Genomic DNA, 14,178 nt, shown 5'->3' on the forward strand with positions numbered 1-14,178 from the left:
AGGGCCGTTCATGACCGCCACTGTGACCGCTCCCCGGCAGGTCGATCCCGCCGAGCACGCGCACGCGACCGAGCTCGCGTTCCTCGCCGCGTTCGACGGCGGGGCGCGGCCGCCCGGCTGGCGGCTGACCCCGCGGGCCGTCGTCACCTTCATCGTCGGCAGCGACGGGGAGCTGGCCCTGCCCAAGGGCAAGCGGCCCGAGGGCGTGCCGGCGAAGCTGGAGATCGCCCGGAAGTTCGTCGGCGACCGCGCCCTCGTCGAGCGGTGCGTGGTCACCCTCGCCGGCGAGCGCGGGCTGCTGCTCGTCGGCGAGCCCGGCACCGCCAAGTCGATGCTGTCGGAGCTGCTCGCGGCCGCCGTGTGCGGCACGAGCGAGCTCGTCGTGCAGGGCACCGCGGGCACGACGGAGGACCAGCTGCGATACGGCTGGAACTACGCGCTGCTGCTCGCGCACGGCCCCAGCCCGGAGGCGCTCGTGCCGTCGCCGGTGCTGACCGCGATGCGGGCCGGGCAGGTGGCGCGGATCGAGGAGATCACGCGGTGCCTGCCGGAGGTGCAGGACGCGATGGTGTCGATCCTGTCCGACCGGCGCATCGCGGTGCCCGAGCTGTCCGGCACCGACGGCGCGACCGTCCACGCCGCGCCGGGCTTCACGCTCATCGCCACCGCGAACCTGCGCGACCGGGGCGTGTCGGAGATGTCGGCGGCCCTCAAGCGCCGCTTCAACTTCGAGACCGTCGGCCCGATCCCCGACCTCGCGCAGGAGACCGCGCTGGTCGGCCGGCAGGCGCGGGCGGCCCTGGACCGGGTCCAGACGCCGTTCGAGGTGGACGAGGCGGTCCTCGAGGCGCTCGTGACCGCGTTCCGCGACCTGCGGGCCGGGCGATCGGTCGAGGGCTGGGAGGTCGAGCGCCCGTCGACGGTGATGAGCACGGCGGAGGCGGTCGCGGTGGCGACGTCGCTGGGCCTCGCCGCCGCATACTTCCCGGGCGACCGCGACGTCCTCTCCCTGCTCCCCGCCCACCTGCAGGGCGTCGTGTGCAAGGACGACCCGGCCGACGGCGCGAAGCTGCTGGGCTACTGGGACGGCGCGGTGCGCCGCCGCGCCGAGGAGGGCGCCCGTCTGTGGAGCCGGCTGTGGGAACTGCGCGATGTCCTCAAGCCGTGACGCCATCGGCGACGGCACGCCGCTCCCGGGCAGCGCGCCGTCGCCCCACGGGGACAGCACGCCTTCGCCCTACGGGGATGGCGCGCCTCCGCCGCGCTTGACTGGTGCCGCTTCGGCCGCGCTGCGCTCGGTGGCGTCGGGCGTTGCGGGGGCCGGGGTCGATCCGGACGAGGCGATCGCGGCCTTGGCGGGGGCCACGGTGCCGTTCCTCATCGGGGTGCGGCACCACTCCCCCGCGCTGTCGGTGGTGATCGGGGAGCTGCTCGACCGGTTCCGGCCCGAGGTGCTGCTGCTCGAACTGCCGGCCGAGTTCGCGTCCTGGCTGCCCTGGCTGGCCGACCCGGGCACCGCCGCGCCGGTCGCGCTCGCGGGCGTGCGCGGGGCCGACGGGAGCCCGGCGTTCTACCCGTTCGCGGACTTCTCGCCGGAGCTCGTGGCCGTGCGGTGGGCGGCGAAGCACGGGGTCGAGGTCGTGCCGTGCGATCTGCCGCTCGCGTCCCGTGTCTGGCACGATCCCGCGTCGGCGTCGCTCGCGGTCGTGGACTCCCCGGAGTCGGAGTCGGAGTCGGGGTCGCCGGCGCCGGGGTCGGCGTTCGGCGACGCGCTCCGGCAGGCGGCCAGCGGGCGGCCCGACGAGGACATGTGGGACCGGGTCGTCGAGGCCCGCGCGCCCGGGTCGGATCCCGAGGCGGTGCGGCGGGCGGCGCTGCTCGTCGGGTGGGCCATGCGGACCGACGCGGCGACCGGGCCGGGCGTGTCCGAGCTCGACCTGCGCCGCGAGGCCTGGATGCGCCGGTGCCTGGCCGCGGCCGGGGACCGGCGGGTGGCGGCCGTCGTCGGCTCGTTCCACGCCGCGGCGCTGCTCACCGGCCCGGACGCCGCCGGCACCGGCCCCGGTGCGGAGGAGGCGTTCGCGAGCGAGCGGGGCGACGCGGGTTCGGGCGTGGTCACGTCGCTGGTGCCGTACAGCTTCGCTTTGCTCGACTCGCGGTCCGGGTACCCGGCCGGGATTCGGGACCCGCGGTGGCAGCAGGCCGTGGTCGACGCCGCCGGGCGGGCCGAGGGCGTGGAGGCGGCCGCGCTGGCCTCCGTCGTCGAGGTCTGCGCGCGGGTGCGGGCCGGCGGGCATCCCGCCGGGCCCGCCGAGGCGCGGGAGGTGGTGCGGCTGGCCGGCGATCTCGCCCGGCTGCGGGGGCTGCCCGCGCCCGGGCGGGGAGAGCTCGTCGAGGCGCTGCAGAGCGTGCTCGCGCACGGGGAGGTGCTCGGGCGCGGGCGCGTCGTCGCGACCGCGATGGAGGCGGTGCTCGTCGGGGACGTGCGCGGCGCGCTGGCGGCGGGGGCGCCGCGGTCGGGACTGCGCCCGGCGGTGACCGCGCTGCTCGAACAGCTGCGGCTGCCCGTGGCCGGCGCGGCGGTCAAGGATCTGCGGCTCGACCCGCTGCGCTCCGAGCTCGACCGGCGCCGGGACGTGGCGCTGCGCCAGCTCGCCGCGTGCCGGATCCCCTACGCCGAGTCCACCGGGGTCGAGGGCACGGCCGGGGTCGACGCGCTCACCACGCGGTGGAGCGTGGAGTGGACGGCGGGGACGGAGGCGATGCTCGACGTCGCCGGGGTGCGCGGGGTCACGCTCGCCCAGGCGGCCGAGGGGGCGCTGCGGGAGCGGCGGCGGCGCGAGGAGGGCGCGGAGGGCGCGACCGCGGCGCAGATCATCGGCGGGCTGGCGGCGGCGGCCGAGTGCGGGCTGGCGGGGCTGGCGGCCGAGCGGCTCGCCGAGGTCGCCGAGCACGTCCCGGCGAGCGCCACGCTCGAGGAGCTGATGGCCGCCCTGGGCCTGCTCGACCGGCTGCGCCTCGGGCACGTCCCGGGGCTGCCGGCCGCGGTCGCGGCGGGACTGGCCGACCTCGGGACGCTGGGCGATGCGCTGGAGGCGGCGGCGGTGCGGCAGGTCGACGGCCTCGCCGGCTCCGACGACTTCGCGGACGTGCACGCGCTCGTGGCGCTGGGCCGGCGCGCCGACGCCGCTGGGGTGGGGCTGCGGCTCGCGGACGCGCTGCGCCGGTTGGCCGCGGACGGCACGCCGACCATGGCGGCCGCGGCCGGCGCGGTCGAGGTGCTGCTCGGGCTCGCGGAGCCGGCCGTGCTCGGCGCGCGCGTCGCGTCCTGGGTGGACGCGGCCGCCGACGACGACGCCCGGCGGCGGCTGCTCGGGCACCTGCGGGGGCTCCTGGCCGCCGCGGAGCCGCTGCTGCAGTCCGGCCCCGATGCGCTCGACGGGCTGCTCGACCGGGTCGCGACGCTGCCCGACGACGCGTTCCTGGCCCGGCTGCCGGCGCTGCGGGGCGGGTTCCAGGCGGTGAGCCCGGCGGGGCGGGACCGGCTGCTGGCGGTCGTACGCGACCGCCTCGGCGACACCACCCCGGCCGACGTCGCCGACGTGGACCCGTCGGCCCTGCTGCGACTCCTGCTCGCGGACCGGGCGGGCCGGGCCGCGGCCGAGTCGCTCGGCCTGATGCCACCCGCGACCGCACCGGAGGCCACCGAGCCCGCCGCGACCGCACCCGACAAGGCCGAGCCCGCCACGACCGCACCCGACAAGGCCGACAAGCTAGACAAGGCCGAGCGGAGCCTGGCCGTCATCGACCGATGGCGGCTGCTGCTCGGGCGGCAGGACCAGCAGATGGGTGCGGCCGCCCGGCGGTACGCCACCGCGCTCGACGAGCTGTACGGCAGGGGGCGCGGCGAGGGCTCCGCGGCCGACGCGGCCGGACGCGCCGGGCGGGAGGCGCCGTTCCCCGGCGTGCGGGAATGGGCCGAGGAGCTCTCCGCGCTGTTCGGGCCCGGCATCCGCGAGGAGGTGCTCGCCCGGGCGGCCGAGGGTGGGCGGCGCGACGCCGTCATGCTGCTCGAGCCCGAGGCGGTCAATCCCTCGGTCGAGCTGCTGCAGACCGTGCTGTCGCTCGCCGGCGGCATGCCCGAGAGCTCCCTGGCCCGGCTGCGGCCGCTCGTGGCCCGGATCGTCGACGAGCTCACGCGGCGGCTCGCGACCCGGCTGCGGCCGGCGCTCGCGGGGATCAGCACGCCGCGGCCGACGTACCGGCCGGGCGGGCCGCTGGACCTGCCGCGCACGCTGCGGGCGAACCTGGCCACCACCCGGCGCGACGAGGACGGGCGGGTGCGGGTCATCCCGGAGCGGCCGGTGTTCAAGACGCGGGCGCGCCGCGGGGTCGACTGGCGGCTCGTGCTCGTCGTGGACGTGTCCGGGTCGATGGAGGCCTCGATCATCTGGTCCGCGCTGACCGGGGCGATCCTGGCCGGGGTACCGGCGCTCACGACGCACTTCGTCGCCTTCTCCACCGAGGTCGTGGACCTGACCGACCGGGTCGGCGATCCGCTCGGCCTGCTGCTGGAGGTGCGGGTCGGCGGCGGGACGCACATCGCGAAGGGGCTGCGGCACGCGCGCAGCCTCGTGACGGTACCGTCGCGGACCCTCGTCGTCCTCGTCAGCGACTTCGAGGAGGGCTACCCGATCGGCGGGCTGCTCGCCGAGACGCGGGCGCTCGCCGAGTCGGGCGTGACCGTGCTCGGCTGCGCGAGCCTGGACGACGCGGGGCGGCCGCGGTACTCGGTGTCCGTCGCCTCACAGCTCGTCGCGGCCGGGATGCCGGTGGCCGCGCTGAGCCCCCTGGAACTGGCCCGCTGGGTCGCGGAGAAGGTGAAACCGTGAACGCATCGCTGCCCCCGATCGACGCGCCGGTCCTGGTGGAGGCGGTCGACGGGCTGCCGGCCCGGCTGCGCAAGAAGCTCGACGACGCCGTGGGGCGCTTCGCGGCGCTGGCGGTGGTCGCCGACGGGGAGCGGTACACGGTGGCGATCGACGACGCCACGACCGTCACGCTGCTGGCGCCGGGCGGGGTGGTGCGCACGGCCGCGGAGGTGACGTGCACCTGCCTGCTGGCGCCGAACTGCCTGCACCGCGCGGGTGTGCTGTCCAACGCGCCCGTCTGGGACGCCTCCGCGGCGCCGGAAGCGACGGCCGAGACCGAAGCCGGGGCCGGGGCCGCGGTCGAGGCCAAGGCGACCGAGGAGCCGGGCGACGAGCTCGGGGTGGCCCAGCGGGCGGCCGTCGAGCATGTCTGGCGGGCGGCCGTGGCCGTGCTCGGGGGCGGGGTCAGCGGGTCGGGGACCGTGGCGCGGGCGGCGCTGCTGCGGGCGGCGCACGAGGCGCAGGCGACGAAGGTGTACAAGCTGGCGGCCGCGGCCCGGGTCGTGGCCACGCAGCTGCAGGCGGCCCGCGGGGACGACGCGCACTACCGGCTCGCGGATCTCAGCGACGCGATGCGGGAGCTGCTGCTCGTCGCGCACGCGCTGCGGACCGGGGCGAGCACCGAGCTGGGCACGGCGCGGCGGGAGTACCACGTCGAGGGGAGCCTGCGCCTGTACGGCCTGTGCTCCACGGCGGTGCTCGCCGGGACGGGACACGCGGGGGTCGTGACGTACGCGGCGGATCGCGACGGTCGCCTGTGGATGGTCGCCGACGTGATGCCCGGCGACGCGAAGCGCGCGGCCCGTGGCGGGGACGCGACCCTGGCGATGGGCGAGACGGCGCTGACGCACCGGGGGTTCACCCGGGCGGGGCTCGTGGTCACCGGCGCGACCGCGGCCGGCAGCCGGCAGCTCGGGGCCGGACGCGGGGTGCGGGCGGTCACCGCCTCCGGGGCCGCCTGGCACGAGGAGCCGCTGGCCGGGCTGTGGGCGGAGCCGGTCGCCGCGCAGGTGCACCGGGCGTTCGCGGCGCTGGCGGAGCCGGTCACGGAGCGGACCGCGGGGGCCGATCTGCTGTTCCTGACGGTGACGGTCCTCGGCACCGACGGGGACGCGATCCAGGCCGAGCACGCCGACGGCACCCCGCTCACGCTGCGGGTCGCCGTGGATCATCCCGCCCTCGGCTACCGGGAGAACCTGCGCGTGCTCGGCCGCGCGCCCGGCCTGCGGATGCTGCTGATCGCGCGGCCCGACCCCGGGCGGCCCGGCACCGTGCTCCCGCTGGCCGTCGCGCCGGTCGAGGGCGAGCAGTGGCGGGTCGAGGGCCACGCCGACCTCGCGTTCGACCGGCTCCACAGCAGCCAGCTGCCGCAGGAGCACCTGCGCGAGGAGGTGGCCTCGGCCCGCCCGGCCGCGGCCGGGCCCGCCGCCGAGGAGGTGTGGCGCCCGGCCGTGCGCGATCCGGCGCTGCAGCTGCTGAGCGCGCAGGTCGAGCGCACGGTCAACGGCGGGCGGGTCATGCTCACGTTCCCGGCCGGCCGCGGCCCGTCGGACGCGGCCCGGCTGCGGCGGGCCCGCCTCGACACCGGCGCGGCGCTGCTGGACCGGCTCGTCGCGGCCGCGAACGACCGCCCGCGCAACGCGTTCGGCCGCCTCGGCGACGACGACGGCACCGCGTTCGCGCAGGCCTGGCTGGCCGCCGCGACCTACTCCGACGCCGCCGCCCGCGCCCTGGCCGAGGCGTCCTGGCTGGGCTGAACCTTGCGCAGCCCCGGGCGCTGAGCCTGGCCGTGCCCGTCGCGGTCGCGGCTGCGGCGCCCGCGGCGGGCTCCGGCTCGCTGCCCGTCACCGGGGGCAACCTCGCCGGGGTCACCGCGACGGCCCTGCTGAGCCTCGCGCTCGGCGTGGCCCTGCTCGCCGCGGGCCGGGTCCGGCGGGGGCTGCGCAGGCGGCTGCTGCCGCCGGGGTGCGCGTACAACTGCTGACGCCTTTTGCCGTCACCGGGGCCGGGAGGAACGTCCCCCGGCCCTTCGGCGCCCGGCGGCACCCGGTCAGGCCGGCTCGCCGGCCTCGGGCTCGGTCGTGCGGAAGCCGCGCATGGGCACGTCCGTCCAGTCGAGCGCCTCGACGCCCCACAGCTCCCGCAGCACCACATCGCCCAGTTCGAGGGGGTGGAAGGGCAGCGGATACTCGCCCTCCTCCTCGTCCGGCTCGACCGGGTGCTCGCCGGCCCAGAAGGGGCGCTCGAACGGGTACGGCTCGCCGATGTTCTCCTGGATGCCCTCGTCCGGCAGCAGGCCCAGGGAGCGCACCAGCACGCCGTCCTCCCAGACGGCGAAGCACAGCCAGTCGATCACCGAATGCATGCCGAGCATGAGGATCCGGCGGCCGGCGCCCAGCGCGAGCAGGTGCCCGGGCAGCTCGGAGGGGCAGTCCCAGACGAGCCGCTTGTCGGCCAGCACCTCGGCGCCGGCCAGGATCGCGACGTGCGTGGTGCCGTCCGGCGGGTACGTCTCGGCGAGCGTGCTGTCCTCGTAGGGGTCGGCCTGCACGGTGAACCCGGGATGGACGCGGCGGACGAACTCCTCCGCCTCCGCCGGGTCGGTCGGCACCGCGCCGAGCAGCGCGGGCGGCAGATCCCCGTCGACGAACGCGAGCAGCGTGGCCCTGGCCCCCATGGCGAGCACCGTACCGCCGCTACACCACCCGGGTCGACTCGATCGCGGCGATGAACGCCTTCGCCCGCGCCTCGTAGTTGTCGTAGCGGCCGTAGCTGGGCGCGGCCGGGGACAGCAGCACCACGCCGCCCGCCGGGACCAGCCCGCGGGCCAGGGCGACGGCGGCGGGCAGGTCCTCGGCCACCTCCCGGCGGACGTTCGGCAGCTCGCCGACGACGTCGAGGATGTGCTCCCCGCTGTCCGGAATGGCCACCAGCGTCAGCGGTACGGCCTTGTCGCGCAGATAGTCGCGCAGGGGCGCGTAGTCGATGCCGCGGTCCTGGCCGCCGACGAGCACCACGAGGGGGCGCCCGGCGTACGCCTCGATGGCGTGGATGGTCGTCTGCGGCGCGGTGGACAGCGAGTCGTTGACGAACTCGACGCCGGACGGGTCCGCGATCGGGGTGAGGCGATGCGGCAGCGGGGTGTACGAGCGCAGCCCCGCCTCGATCGCGGCCCGCTCACCGACGACGTCGACACCGGCGGCCTCCAGCGCGGCGAGGGCCACGCTGAGGTTGCCGGTGTTGTGGCTCCCGCGCAGGGGGAAGGCGTCGCGCGGGAAGAGCCGCTCGCCGTGGCGCACGATCCAGCCGTCGGCCTCCCACGGCTCGACGGGGACCAGCGGCAGCCCGGGGCGCGCGGCCAGCTCGGCGGAGAGGGTCGGGTCCGTCGCGTTGTAGACGACCGCCTCGGGCCCGTGCATGGCGATGTTGAGCTTGTGCGCGTAGTACTGCGACGGCAGCCCGTCACGGGTCCAGTCCAGGTGCTCCTCGAACAGCGACGTGACCACCGAGACGCGGGGGGAATCCTGAAGATCCGCGCACTGGTACATCGACAGCTCCAGCACGTACCGCTCGGCCGGCGGCAGCGACAGCACCGCGATGCCGATGTTGCCGCCCAGCTCGTTCGGGCGGCCGGTCGCGGTGAGCAGGTGCGAGATCAGCGTGGTGGTGGTGCTCTTGCCCTTGGAGCCGGTCACGCCGATGGTCTGCTTGGCGTGGTCGGCCATCCACAGGGCGGTGCCGCCGGTGATGACGACCCCGCGCCGGCGCAGCTGCTGGATCCACGGGTTCGACTCGCCCACGCCCGGGGAGCGCACGAGGACCTCGACGCCGTCCAGGGCGGGGCCCATCGCCTCACCCTCGAACAACGGCACGGCCCCGTCCCACCGCGAGGCGGCCAGGAACGTGGTCTTGTCCTGCACGGCGACGAGCGAGGCGGGGCCGACCGGGGCGATCGCCTCGATCGCGGCGATGCCCTCCCGGCCGGTACCCCAGACCGCCACCCGCCGCCCGGCGAGCTCCGACAACTGCATGAGTCGGAAGCTTATCCGCGCCGTCCGGTGGCCGCCTTGCGGTAGTCGCTGTTGAGCCGGCCGATCAGGGTGAGCGGGATGCCCTTGGGGCACACGGTGGTGCACTCCCCCGCGTTGGTGCAGCCGCCGAAGCCGGCCTCGTCCTGCGCGGCGACCATGCCCAGCACGCGGGTGTCGCGCTCCGGCTGGCCCTGCGGCATGAGGCCGAGGTGGCCGACCTTGGCCGCGGTGAAGAGCATCGCCGAGCCGTTCGGGCACGCGGCCACGCAGGCGCCGCAGCCGATGCACGTGGCCGCCTCGAACGCGGCGTCGGCGTCGGCCTTGGGCACCGGGGTGGCGTGGGCGTCGGGGGCGGCGCCGGTCGGGGCGGTGATGTACCCGCCCGCCTGGATGATCGAGTCGAACGCGCCGCGGTCCACGACGAGGTCGCGCACGACCGGGAAGGCCGCCGCCCGCCACGGCTCCACGTCGATCGTCTCGCCGTCCTTGAAGTGGCGCATGTGCAGCTGGCACGTCGTCGTGGCCTTGAGCGGGCCGTGCGCGACACCGTTGATCATCATGCCGCACATGCCGCAGATACCCTCGCGGCAGTCGTGGTCGAAGGCGATCGGCTCCTCGCCCTCGATGATGAGCCGCTCGTTGAGCACGTCGAGCATCTCCAGGAAGGAGGCGTCCGGCGAGATGTCCCGCACCTCGTACGTCACCATGCGGCCCCGGTCCTGAGGCCCGCTCTGGCGCCACACACGCAGCTTGATGTCCATTACTTGTAGCTCCGCTGGCTCGGGTGGACGTACTCGAACTCGAGCGCCTCCTTGTGCAGCACGGGCGGCTCACCGGTACCGGCGAACTCCCAGGCGGCGACGTAGGAGAACTGCTCGTCGTGGCGCATGGCCTCCCCGTCCGGGGTCTGGCTCTCGCCGCGGAAGTGCCCGCCGCACGACTCGGCGCGGTGCAGGGCGTCGACGCACATGAGCTCGGCGAGCTCGAAGAAGTCCGCGACCCGCCCGGCGCGCTCGAGGTTCTGGTTGAGCTGCTCGCCGGTGCCGGGCACCTTGACGCGGGTCCAGAACTCCTCGCGCAGGGCCCGGATCAGGCTGATCGCCTTGGTCAGGCCCTCCTCGGTGCGTTCCATGCCGCAGTACTCCCACATGATGTGGCCGAGCTCGCGGTGGAACGAGTCCACGGTGCGGTCCCCGTCCACGGCCAGGAGCTTCGCGATGCGCTCCTCCACGGCGCCGCGGGCCGCGACCACGGCCGCGTCGGACTCGGCGACCTTGGGGAAGGGGCCGGCGGCGAGGTAGTCGTTGATGGTGTTGGGCAGCACGAAGTACCCGTCGGCCAGCCCCTGCATCAGCGCGGACGCGCCGAGCCGGTTGGCGCCGTGGTCGGAGAAGTTCGCCTCGCCCACCACGAACAGGCCCGGGATGTTGGACTGCAGGTCGTAGTCGACCCAGAGCCCGCCCATCGTGTAGTGCACGGCCGGGTAGATGCGCATCGGGGTGACGTAGGGGTCGTCGCCGGTGATGCGCTCGTACATCTCGAAGAGGTTGCCGTACTTGGCCTCGACCGCGGGCCGGCCCAGCCGGGCGATGGCGTCGGCGAAGTCGAGGTACACCCCGAGCCCACCGGGGCCGACGCCCCTGCCCTCGTCGCAGACGTTCTTGGCGGCCCGGGAGGCGATGTCCCGCGGCACCAGGTTGCCGAACGACGGGTAGATCCGCTCGAGGTAGTAGTCGCGCTCGTCCTCGGGGATGTCGGCCGGGACGCGGTCGTCGCCGGCCCGCACCGGCACCCAGACGCGGCCGTCGTTGCGCAGCGACTCGCTCATCAGCGTGAGCTTGCTCTGGTGCGTGCCGGACTCGGGGATGCACGTCGGGTGGATCTGCGTGTAGCACGGGTTGGCGAACAGGGCGCCCTGCCGGTGCGCGCGCCACGACGCGGTGACGTTGCAGCCCTTCGCGTTCGTGGACAGGAAGAACACGTTGCCGTAGCCGCCCGAGGCGAGCACCACGGCGTCGGCGAGGTCGGTCGTGATCTCGCCGGTGACGAGGTCGCGCACGACGATGCCCCGGGCCCGGCCGTCGACCACGACCAGCTCGAGCATCTCGTGGCGCGCGTGCATCTCGACGTTGCCGGCCGCGATCTGGCGCTCGAGGGCCTGGTACGCGCCGAGCAGCAGCTGCTGGCCGGTCTGCCCGCGCGCGTAGAAGGTGCGCGAGACCTGGGTGCCGCCGAACGAGCGGTTGTCGAGCAGGCCGCCGTACTCGCGGGCGAACGGCACGCCCTGGGCCACGCACTGGTCGATGATGTTCACCGAGACCTGGGCGAGGCGGTACACGTTGGACTCCCGCGCCCGGAAGTCGCCGCCCTTGACCGTGTCGTAGAACAGCCGGTACACGGAGTCGCCGTCGTTGCGGTAGTTCTTGGCGGCGTTGATCCCGCCCTGGGCCGCGATCGAGTGCGCGCGGCGGGGGCTGTCCTGGTAGCAGTACGAGCGGACCTTGTATCCGGCCTCGGCCAGGGTCGCCGCCGCGGAGCCGCCGGCCAGCCCGGTGCCGACCACGATGACGGTGAGCTTGCGCTTGTTGGCCGGGTTGACGAGTTTCGCGGCGAACTGCCGCCGCTCCCAGCGGGTCTCGATCGGCCCGTCGGGGGCGGCCGCGTCGGCGATCGGGTCGCCCTCGCTCCAGAGGTTCATGGTCATTTCACCAGCCCGGTCAGAACGGCAAACGGTACGCAGAGGTAGCCGACGACCAGCACGAGCGACACCACGAGGGCCGCCGCCCGGGCGATGCGCTCTCCCCGCGGGGAGCGCTGGCCGAGGGTGCGCAGCGCGGAGAAGATCCCGTGGCGCAGGTGGAAGCCGACCGCGACGATCGCGAGCGTGTAGAACAGCGTCACGTACCAGCGGCCGGGCGCGAAGTCCGCGACCACGTTGGCGTGCGGGTGCTCGTGGTCGCCGACGGGGTTCACGGTGCCGGTGGTCAGGTCCAGGATGTGGAAGACCACGAACAGCAGGATGATCACGCCGCCCCAGCGCATGGTCCGGGCCGCGTAGCTGCCCTGCACCTTGGGCCGGTGGGCGTAGCGGACCGGGCGGGCGGCGCGGGCCCGGCGGGCCAGCACGACGGCCGCGGCGATGTGCGCGAGCACGGCGACGGTGAGCCCGCCGCGCTGCAGCCACAGGAACCCGGTGTGCGGCAGCAGCGGGGCGCCCAGGTCGCGCAGCCAGCGCGCGTAGTGGTCGAACGCCTCGGCCCCGACGAAGATCTTCAGGTTGCCGGCCATGTGCGCGAACAGGAACAGCACGAGCAGCAGGCCCGTGCCCGCCATCAGGATCTTCAGCGCCACGGACGAGGTCTTGCTACGGGGCTTGACCCGATTCGTCCGTTCTGCCGTCATTACCGCCACTCCGCCGACGCTAGGGGCGCGCTTCGTGATTCGTCCAATGCATGAAGGCCACAGTGGCGATAGCCGTAGGCTATGAATGTGCAGCTACAGCAGCTTCGATACTTCGTGACCGTCGCCGAAGTACGACATTTCACCCGGGCGGCGGAGCAACTCGGTGTGAGCCAGCCGACACTCAGTAAACAAATTCACACCCTGGAGTCGGCCTTGGGTGCCCCGCTGTTCGACCGCTCCCGGGGCGGCGTGGCCCTCACGACCGCGGGCGAGACGCTGCTGCCGCTCGCGCGCCGGGTCGTCGCCGACGCCGACAGCGCCCGGGACGCCGTCCAGGAGGTGGTGGGCCTGCGGCGCGGACGGGTGCGGCTGGGCGCGACGCCGAGTCTGTGCACGTCATTGGTACCGCTGGTGCTGCGCGAGTTCCACGAGCGGTACCCGGACATCGAGCTGCACGTCGACGAGGGCGGCTCCCAGGACCTCGTCGCCGCGCTCGTCGCGCACGGCCTGGACCTCGCCCTGATCGTCGAGCCCGCGCGCGGCATCGACCCGGCCCTGTCGACCGTGCCGGTGCTGCGTGAGAGCCTCGTGGTCGCCTCGGTCGCGCCCCTGTCCGCGCCCCGCATCGCGCTCGCCGAGCTGCGCGACACCCCGCTGGTCATGTTCCGCACGGGGTACGACCTGCGCGACACGACCCTGGAGGCGTGCCGGCGGGCGGGGTTCACGCCGCGCTACGCCGTGGAGGGCGGGGAGATGGACGCGGTGCTCGCCTTCGTCGAGGCGGGGCTGGGGGTGGCCCTGGTGCCGAGCATGGCGCTGGTGAACCGCCCGCTGCTGCACGCGGCGCCGCTGGTCGCGCCGGGCGTGCACCGGACGATCGCGCTGGCCCAGCGGCGCGGGTCGGTCCTGCCCCACGCCGCCCAGGCCCTGCGCACGACGCTGCTCGACCACGTGGCGAGCAGCCCCCTCCCCGTCGGCGTCCTCCCCCTCTAGGTTCGCGGCCGGTCGATCTTGTGGGGCGCAGGTCACGGTCCGGATCCGCGGTAGCGCGGGAACGCGGGCGACCGGCGATACTTGTCGATCGTGGAGACTGCACGCAGCAATCGCACACGAGCCTGGCTGGCCGCGCACGAGCTCGACACGGACGGTGATCCCAATGATGCCGCTCGTGATCTGATGCCGGAGATCCGCGGCGACGAGGCGCTCTCGAACGCCGAGAAGCTGGAGGTCGGCCTCGGGCTGCTCGAGATCCTCGACGCCTACTGGGTGACCGTCGAGCTGCGCTGGTTCGTCAACGCCGCCGATGACGAGGAGCTCTGGGCCACGCACTGGCAGGCGATCCGCGAACACCTCGAGCAGCCGCGGCCCAGCGAGGCGGTGCTGTACTCGCTGTGGGTCGACTGGTTCGAGGACATCGAGACCGTCGAGCGCGCGTTCACCGAGGTGCTGGCCCGCGACGTGAGCCGGCTCGGCGAGGAGGACGAGGGGCTGCAGCGGCGGGCGGGCTCGGTGCTGAAGGTGAGCGGCCCGGTTCCGTGGAAGCTCAAGTATCCGGTCTACACCGCGGCCGCCGAGCACGAGCGGCTGCGGCGGGCGGTGTTCAGCGGCGTGCTGTACAGCTTCCATGACGTCTATGGCTCGCTGGAGATCGCGCCCGCGCTCGAGCTGCTCGATCGGCTCGACCTGCCGGAGGACACCGAGCACCTGACCGAGCTGCGGGAGGAGCTCGCCGCCGGGCACGCCAACCAGCACCACCGTGACTGAAAGTCCTCTCAGCCGCGTCCGGTAAGTTCCTCTCCGGCAAGTCGGGCGCG

11 protein-coding genes are annotated in these 14,178 nt (G+C 74.9%); 6 read left to right on the forward strand and 5 right to left on the reverse strand.

What is annotated here, in order from left to right:
* Nucleotides 1-10: 10 nt before the first annotated feature.
* From AC6JBM_RS30400 to AC6JBM_RS30415, 4 genes are all read left to right on the forward strand, one after another.
* Nucleotides 11-1,168: an ATP-binding protein gene (locus AC6JBM_RS30400; protein WP_350609296.1), complete on the forward strand. Its 1,158-nt coding sequence runs from the start codon at nucleotides 11-13 to the stop codon at nucleotides 1,166-1,168.
* A gap of 130 nt (nucleotides 1,169-1,298) precedes the next feature.
* A complete protein-coding gene (locus tag AC6JBM_RS30405; RefSeq protein WP_497977465.1) occupies nucleotides 1,299-4,892 on the forward strand; it encodes a DUF5682 family protein in 3,594 nt (1,197 codons plus the stop codon).
* Nucleotides 4,889-6,688 (forward strand): hypothetical protein, encoded by a 1,800-nt coding sequence (locus AC6JBM_RS30410; protein WP_497977466.1) that lies wholly within the window; start codon nucleotides 4,889-4,891, stop codon nucleotides 6,686-6,688. Before AC6JBM_RS30405 ends, AC6JBM_RS30410 begins: the two co-directional genes overlap by 4 nt.
* Nucleotides 6,689-6,720: 32 nt before the next feature.
* Entirely contained in the window at nucleotides 6,721-6,915 is a 195-nt protein-coding gene (locus tag AC6JBM_RS30415) for a hypothetical protein (RefSeq protein ID WP_497977467.1), read from the forward strand.
* 66 nt (nucleotides 6,916-6,981) lie between these two features.
* On the opposite strand, the gene AC6JBM_RS30420 is transcribed toward AC6JBM_RS30415, so the two are convergent.
* The 5 genes from AC6JBM_RS30420 to AC6JBM_RS30440 are packed head-to-tail and all read right to left on the reverse strand — an operon-like array spanning nucleotide 6,982 to nucleotide 12,364.
* On the reverse strand, nucleotides 6,982-7,608 hold the full coding sequence (locus tag AC6JBM_RS30420) for a DUF6928 family protein (protein WP_497977468.1): 627 nt from the start codon (nucleotides 7,606-7,608) through the stop codon (nucleotides 6,982-6,984).
* Nucleotides 7,609-7,627: 19 nt separating this feature from the next.
* On the reverse strand, nucleotides 7,628-8,962 hold the full coding sequence (gene murD, locus AC6JBM_RS30425; protein ID WP_497977469.1) for a UDP-N-acetylmuramoyl-L-alanine--D-glutamate ligase: 1,335 nt from the start codon (nucleotides 8,960-8,962) through the stop codon (nucleotides 7,628-7,630).
* Between the two features lie 11 nt (nucleotides 8,963-8,973).
* Nucleotides 8,974-9,723: a succinate dehydrogenase/fumarate reductase iron-sulfur subunit gene (locus AC6JBM_RS30430; RefSeq protein WP_497977470.1), complete on the reverse strand. Its 750-nt coding sequence runs from the start codon at nucleotides 9,721-9,723 to the stop codon at nucleotides 8,974-8,976.
* A complete protein-coding gene (locus tag AC6JBM_RS30435) occupies nucleotides 9,723-11,660 on the reverse strand; it encodes a fumarate reductase/succinate dehydrogenase flavoprotein subunit (RefSeq protein ID WP_497986552.1) in 1,938 nt (645 codons plus the stop codon). Before AC6JBM_RS30435 ends, AC6JBM_RS30430 begins: the two co-directional genes overlap by 1 nt.
* Before the next feature lie 2 nt (nucleotides 11,661-11,662).
* Nucleotides 11,663-12,364, reverse strand: a complete 702-nt coding sequence (locus tag AC6JBM_RS30440) for a succinate dehydrogenase cytochrome b subunit (RefSeq protein ID WP_350609278.1) — start codon at nucleotides 12,362-12,364, stop codon at nucleotides 11,663-11,665.
* A gap of 81 nt (nucleotides 12,365-12,445) precedes the next feature.
* Here AC6JBM_RS30440 and AC6JBM_RS30445 point away from each other — a divergent pair, with 81 nt between their 5' ends.
* Together AC6JBM_RS30445 and AC6JBM_RS30450 are read left to right on the forward strand one after the other, a co-directional pair.
* Nucleotides 12,446-13,357, forward strand: coding sequence for a LysR family transcriptional regulator (locus AC6JBM_RS30445; protein WP_497977471.1), 912 nt, complete (start codon nucleotides 12,446-12,448; stop codon nucleotides 13,355-13,357).
* A 90-nt stretch (nucleotides 13,358-13,447) separates the two neighbouring features.
* Nucleotides 13,448-14,128: a hypothetical protein gene (locus AC6JBM_RS30450; RefSeq protein WP_497977472.1), complete on the forward strand. Its 681-nt coding sequence runs from the start codon at nucleotides 13,448-13,450 to the stop codon at nucleotides 14,126-14,128.
* Nucleotides 14,129-14,178 lie beyond the last annotated feature (50 nt).

Source organism: Dactylosporangium thailandense (genome assembly GCF_059739745.1).

What these genes read in the sequence shown, in the direction of transcription:
- AC6JBM_RS30400 (WP_350609296.1), top strand. Translation starts at nt 11, where the DNA reads ATGACCGCCACTGTGACCGCTCCCCGGCAGGTCGATCCCGCCGAGCAC.
- AC6JBM_RS30420 (WP_497977468.1), bottom strand. Translation starts at nt 7,608, where the DNA reads ATGGGGGCCAGGGCCACGCTGCTCGCGTTCGTCGACGGGGATCTGCCG.
- murD (WP_497977469.1), bottom strand. Translation starts at nt 8,962, where the DNA reads ATGCAGTTGTCGGAGCTCGCCGGGCGGCGGGTGGCGGTCTGGGGTACC.
- AC6JBM_RS30430 (WP_497977470.1), bottom strand. Translation starts at nt 9,723, where the DNA reads ATGGACATCAAGCTGCGTGTGTGGCGCCAGAGCGGGCCTCAGGACCGG.
- AC6JBM_RS30435 (WP_497986552.1), bottom strand. Translation starts at nt 11,660, where the DNA reads ATGAACCTCTGGAGCGAGGGCGACCCGATCGCCGACGCGGCCGCCCCC.
- AC6JBM_RS30440 (WP_350609278.1), bottom strand. Translation starts at nt 12,364, where the DNA reads ATGACGGCAGAACGGACGAATCGGGTCAAGCCCCGTAGCAAGACCTCG.
- AC6JBM_RS30445 (WP_497977471.1), top strand. Translation starts at nt 12,446, where the DNA reads ATGAATGTGCAGCTACAGCAGCTTCGATACTTCGTGACCGTCGCCGAA.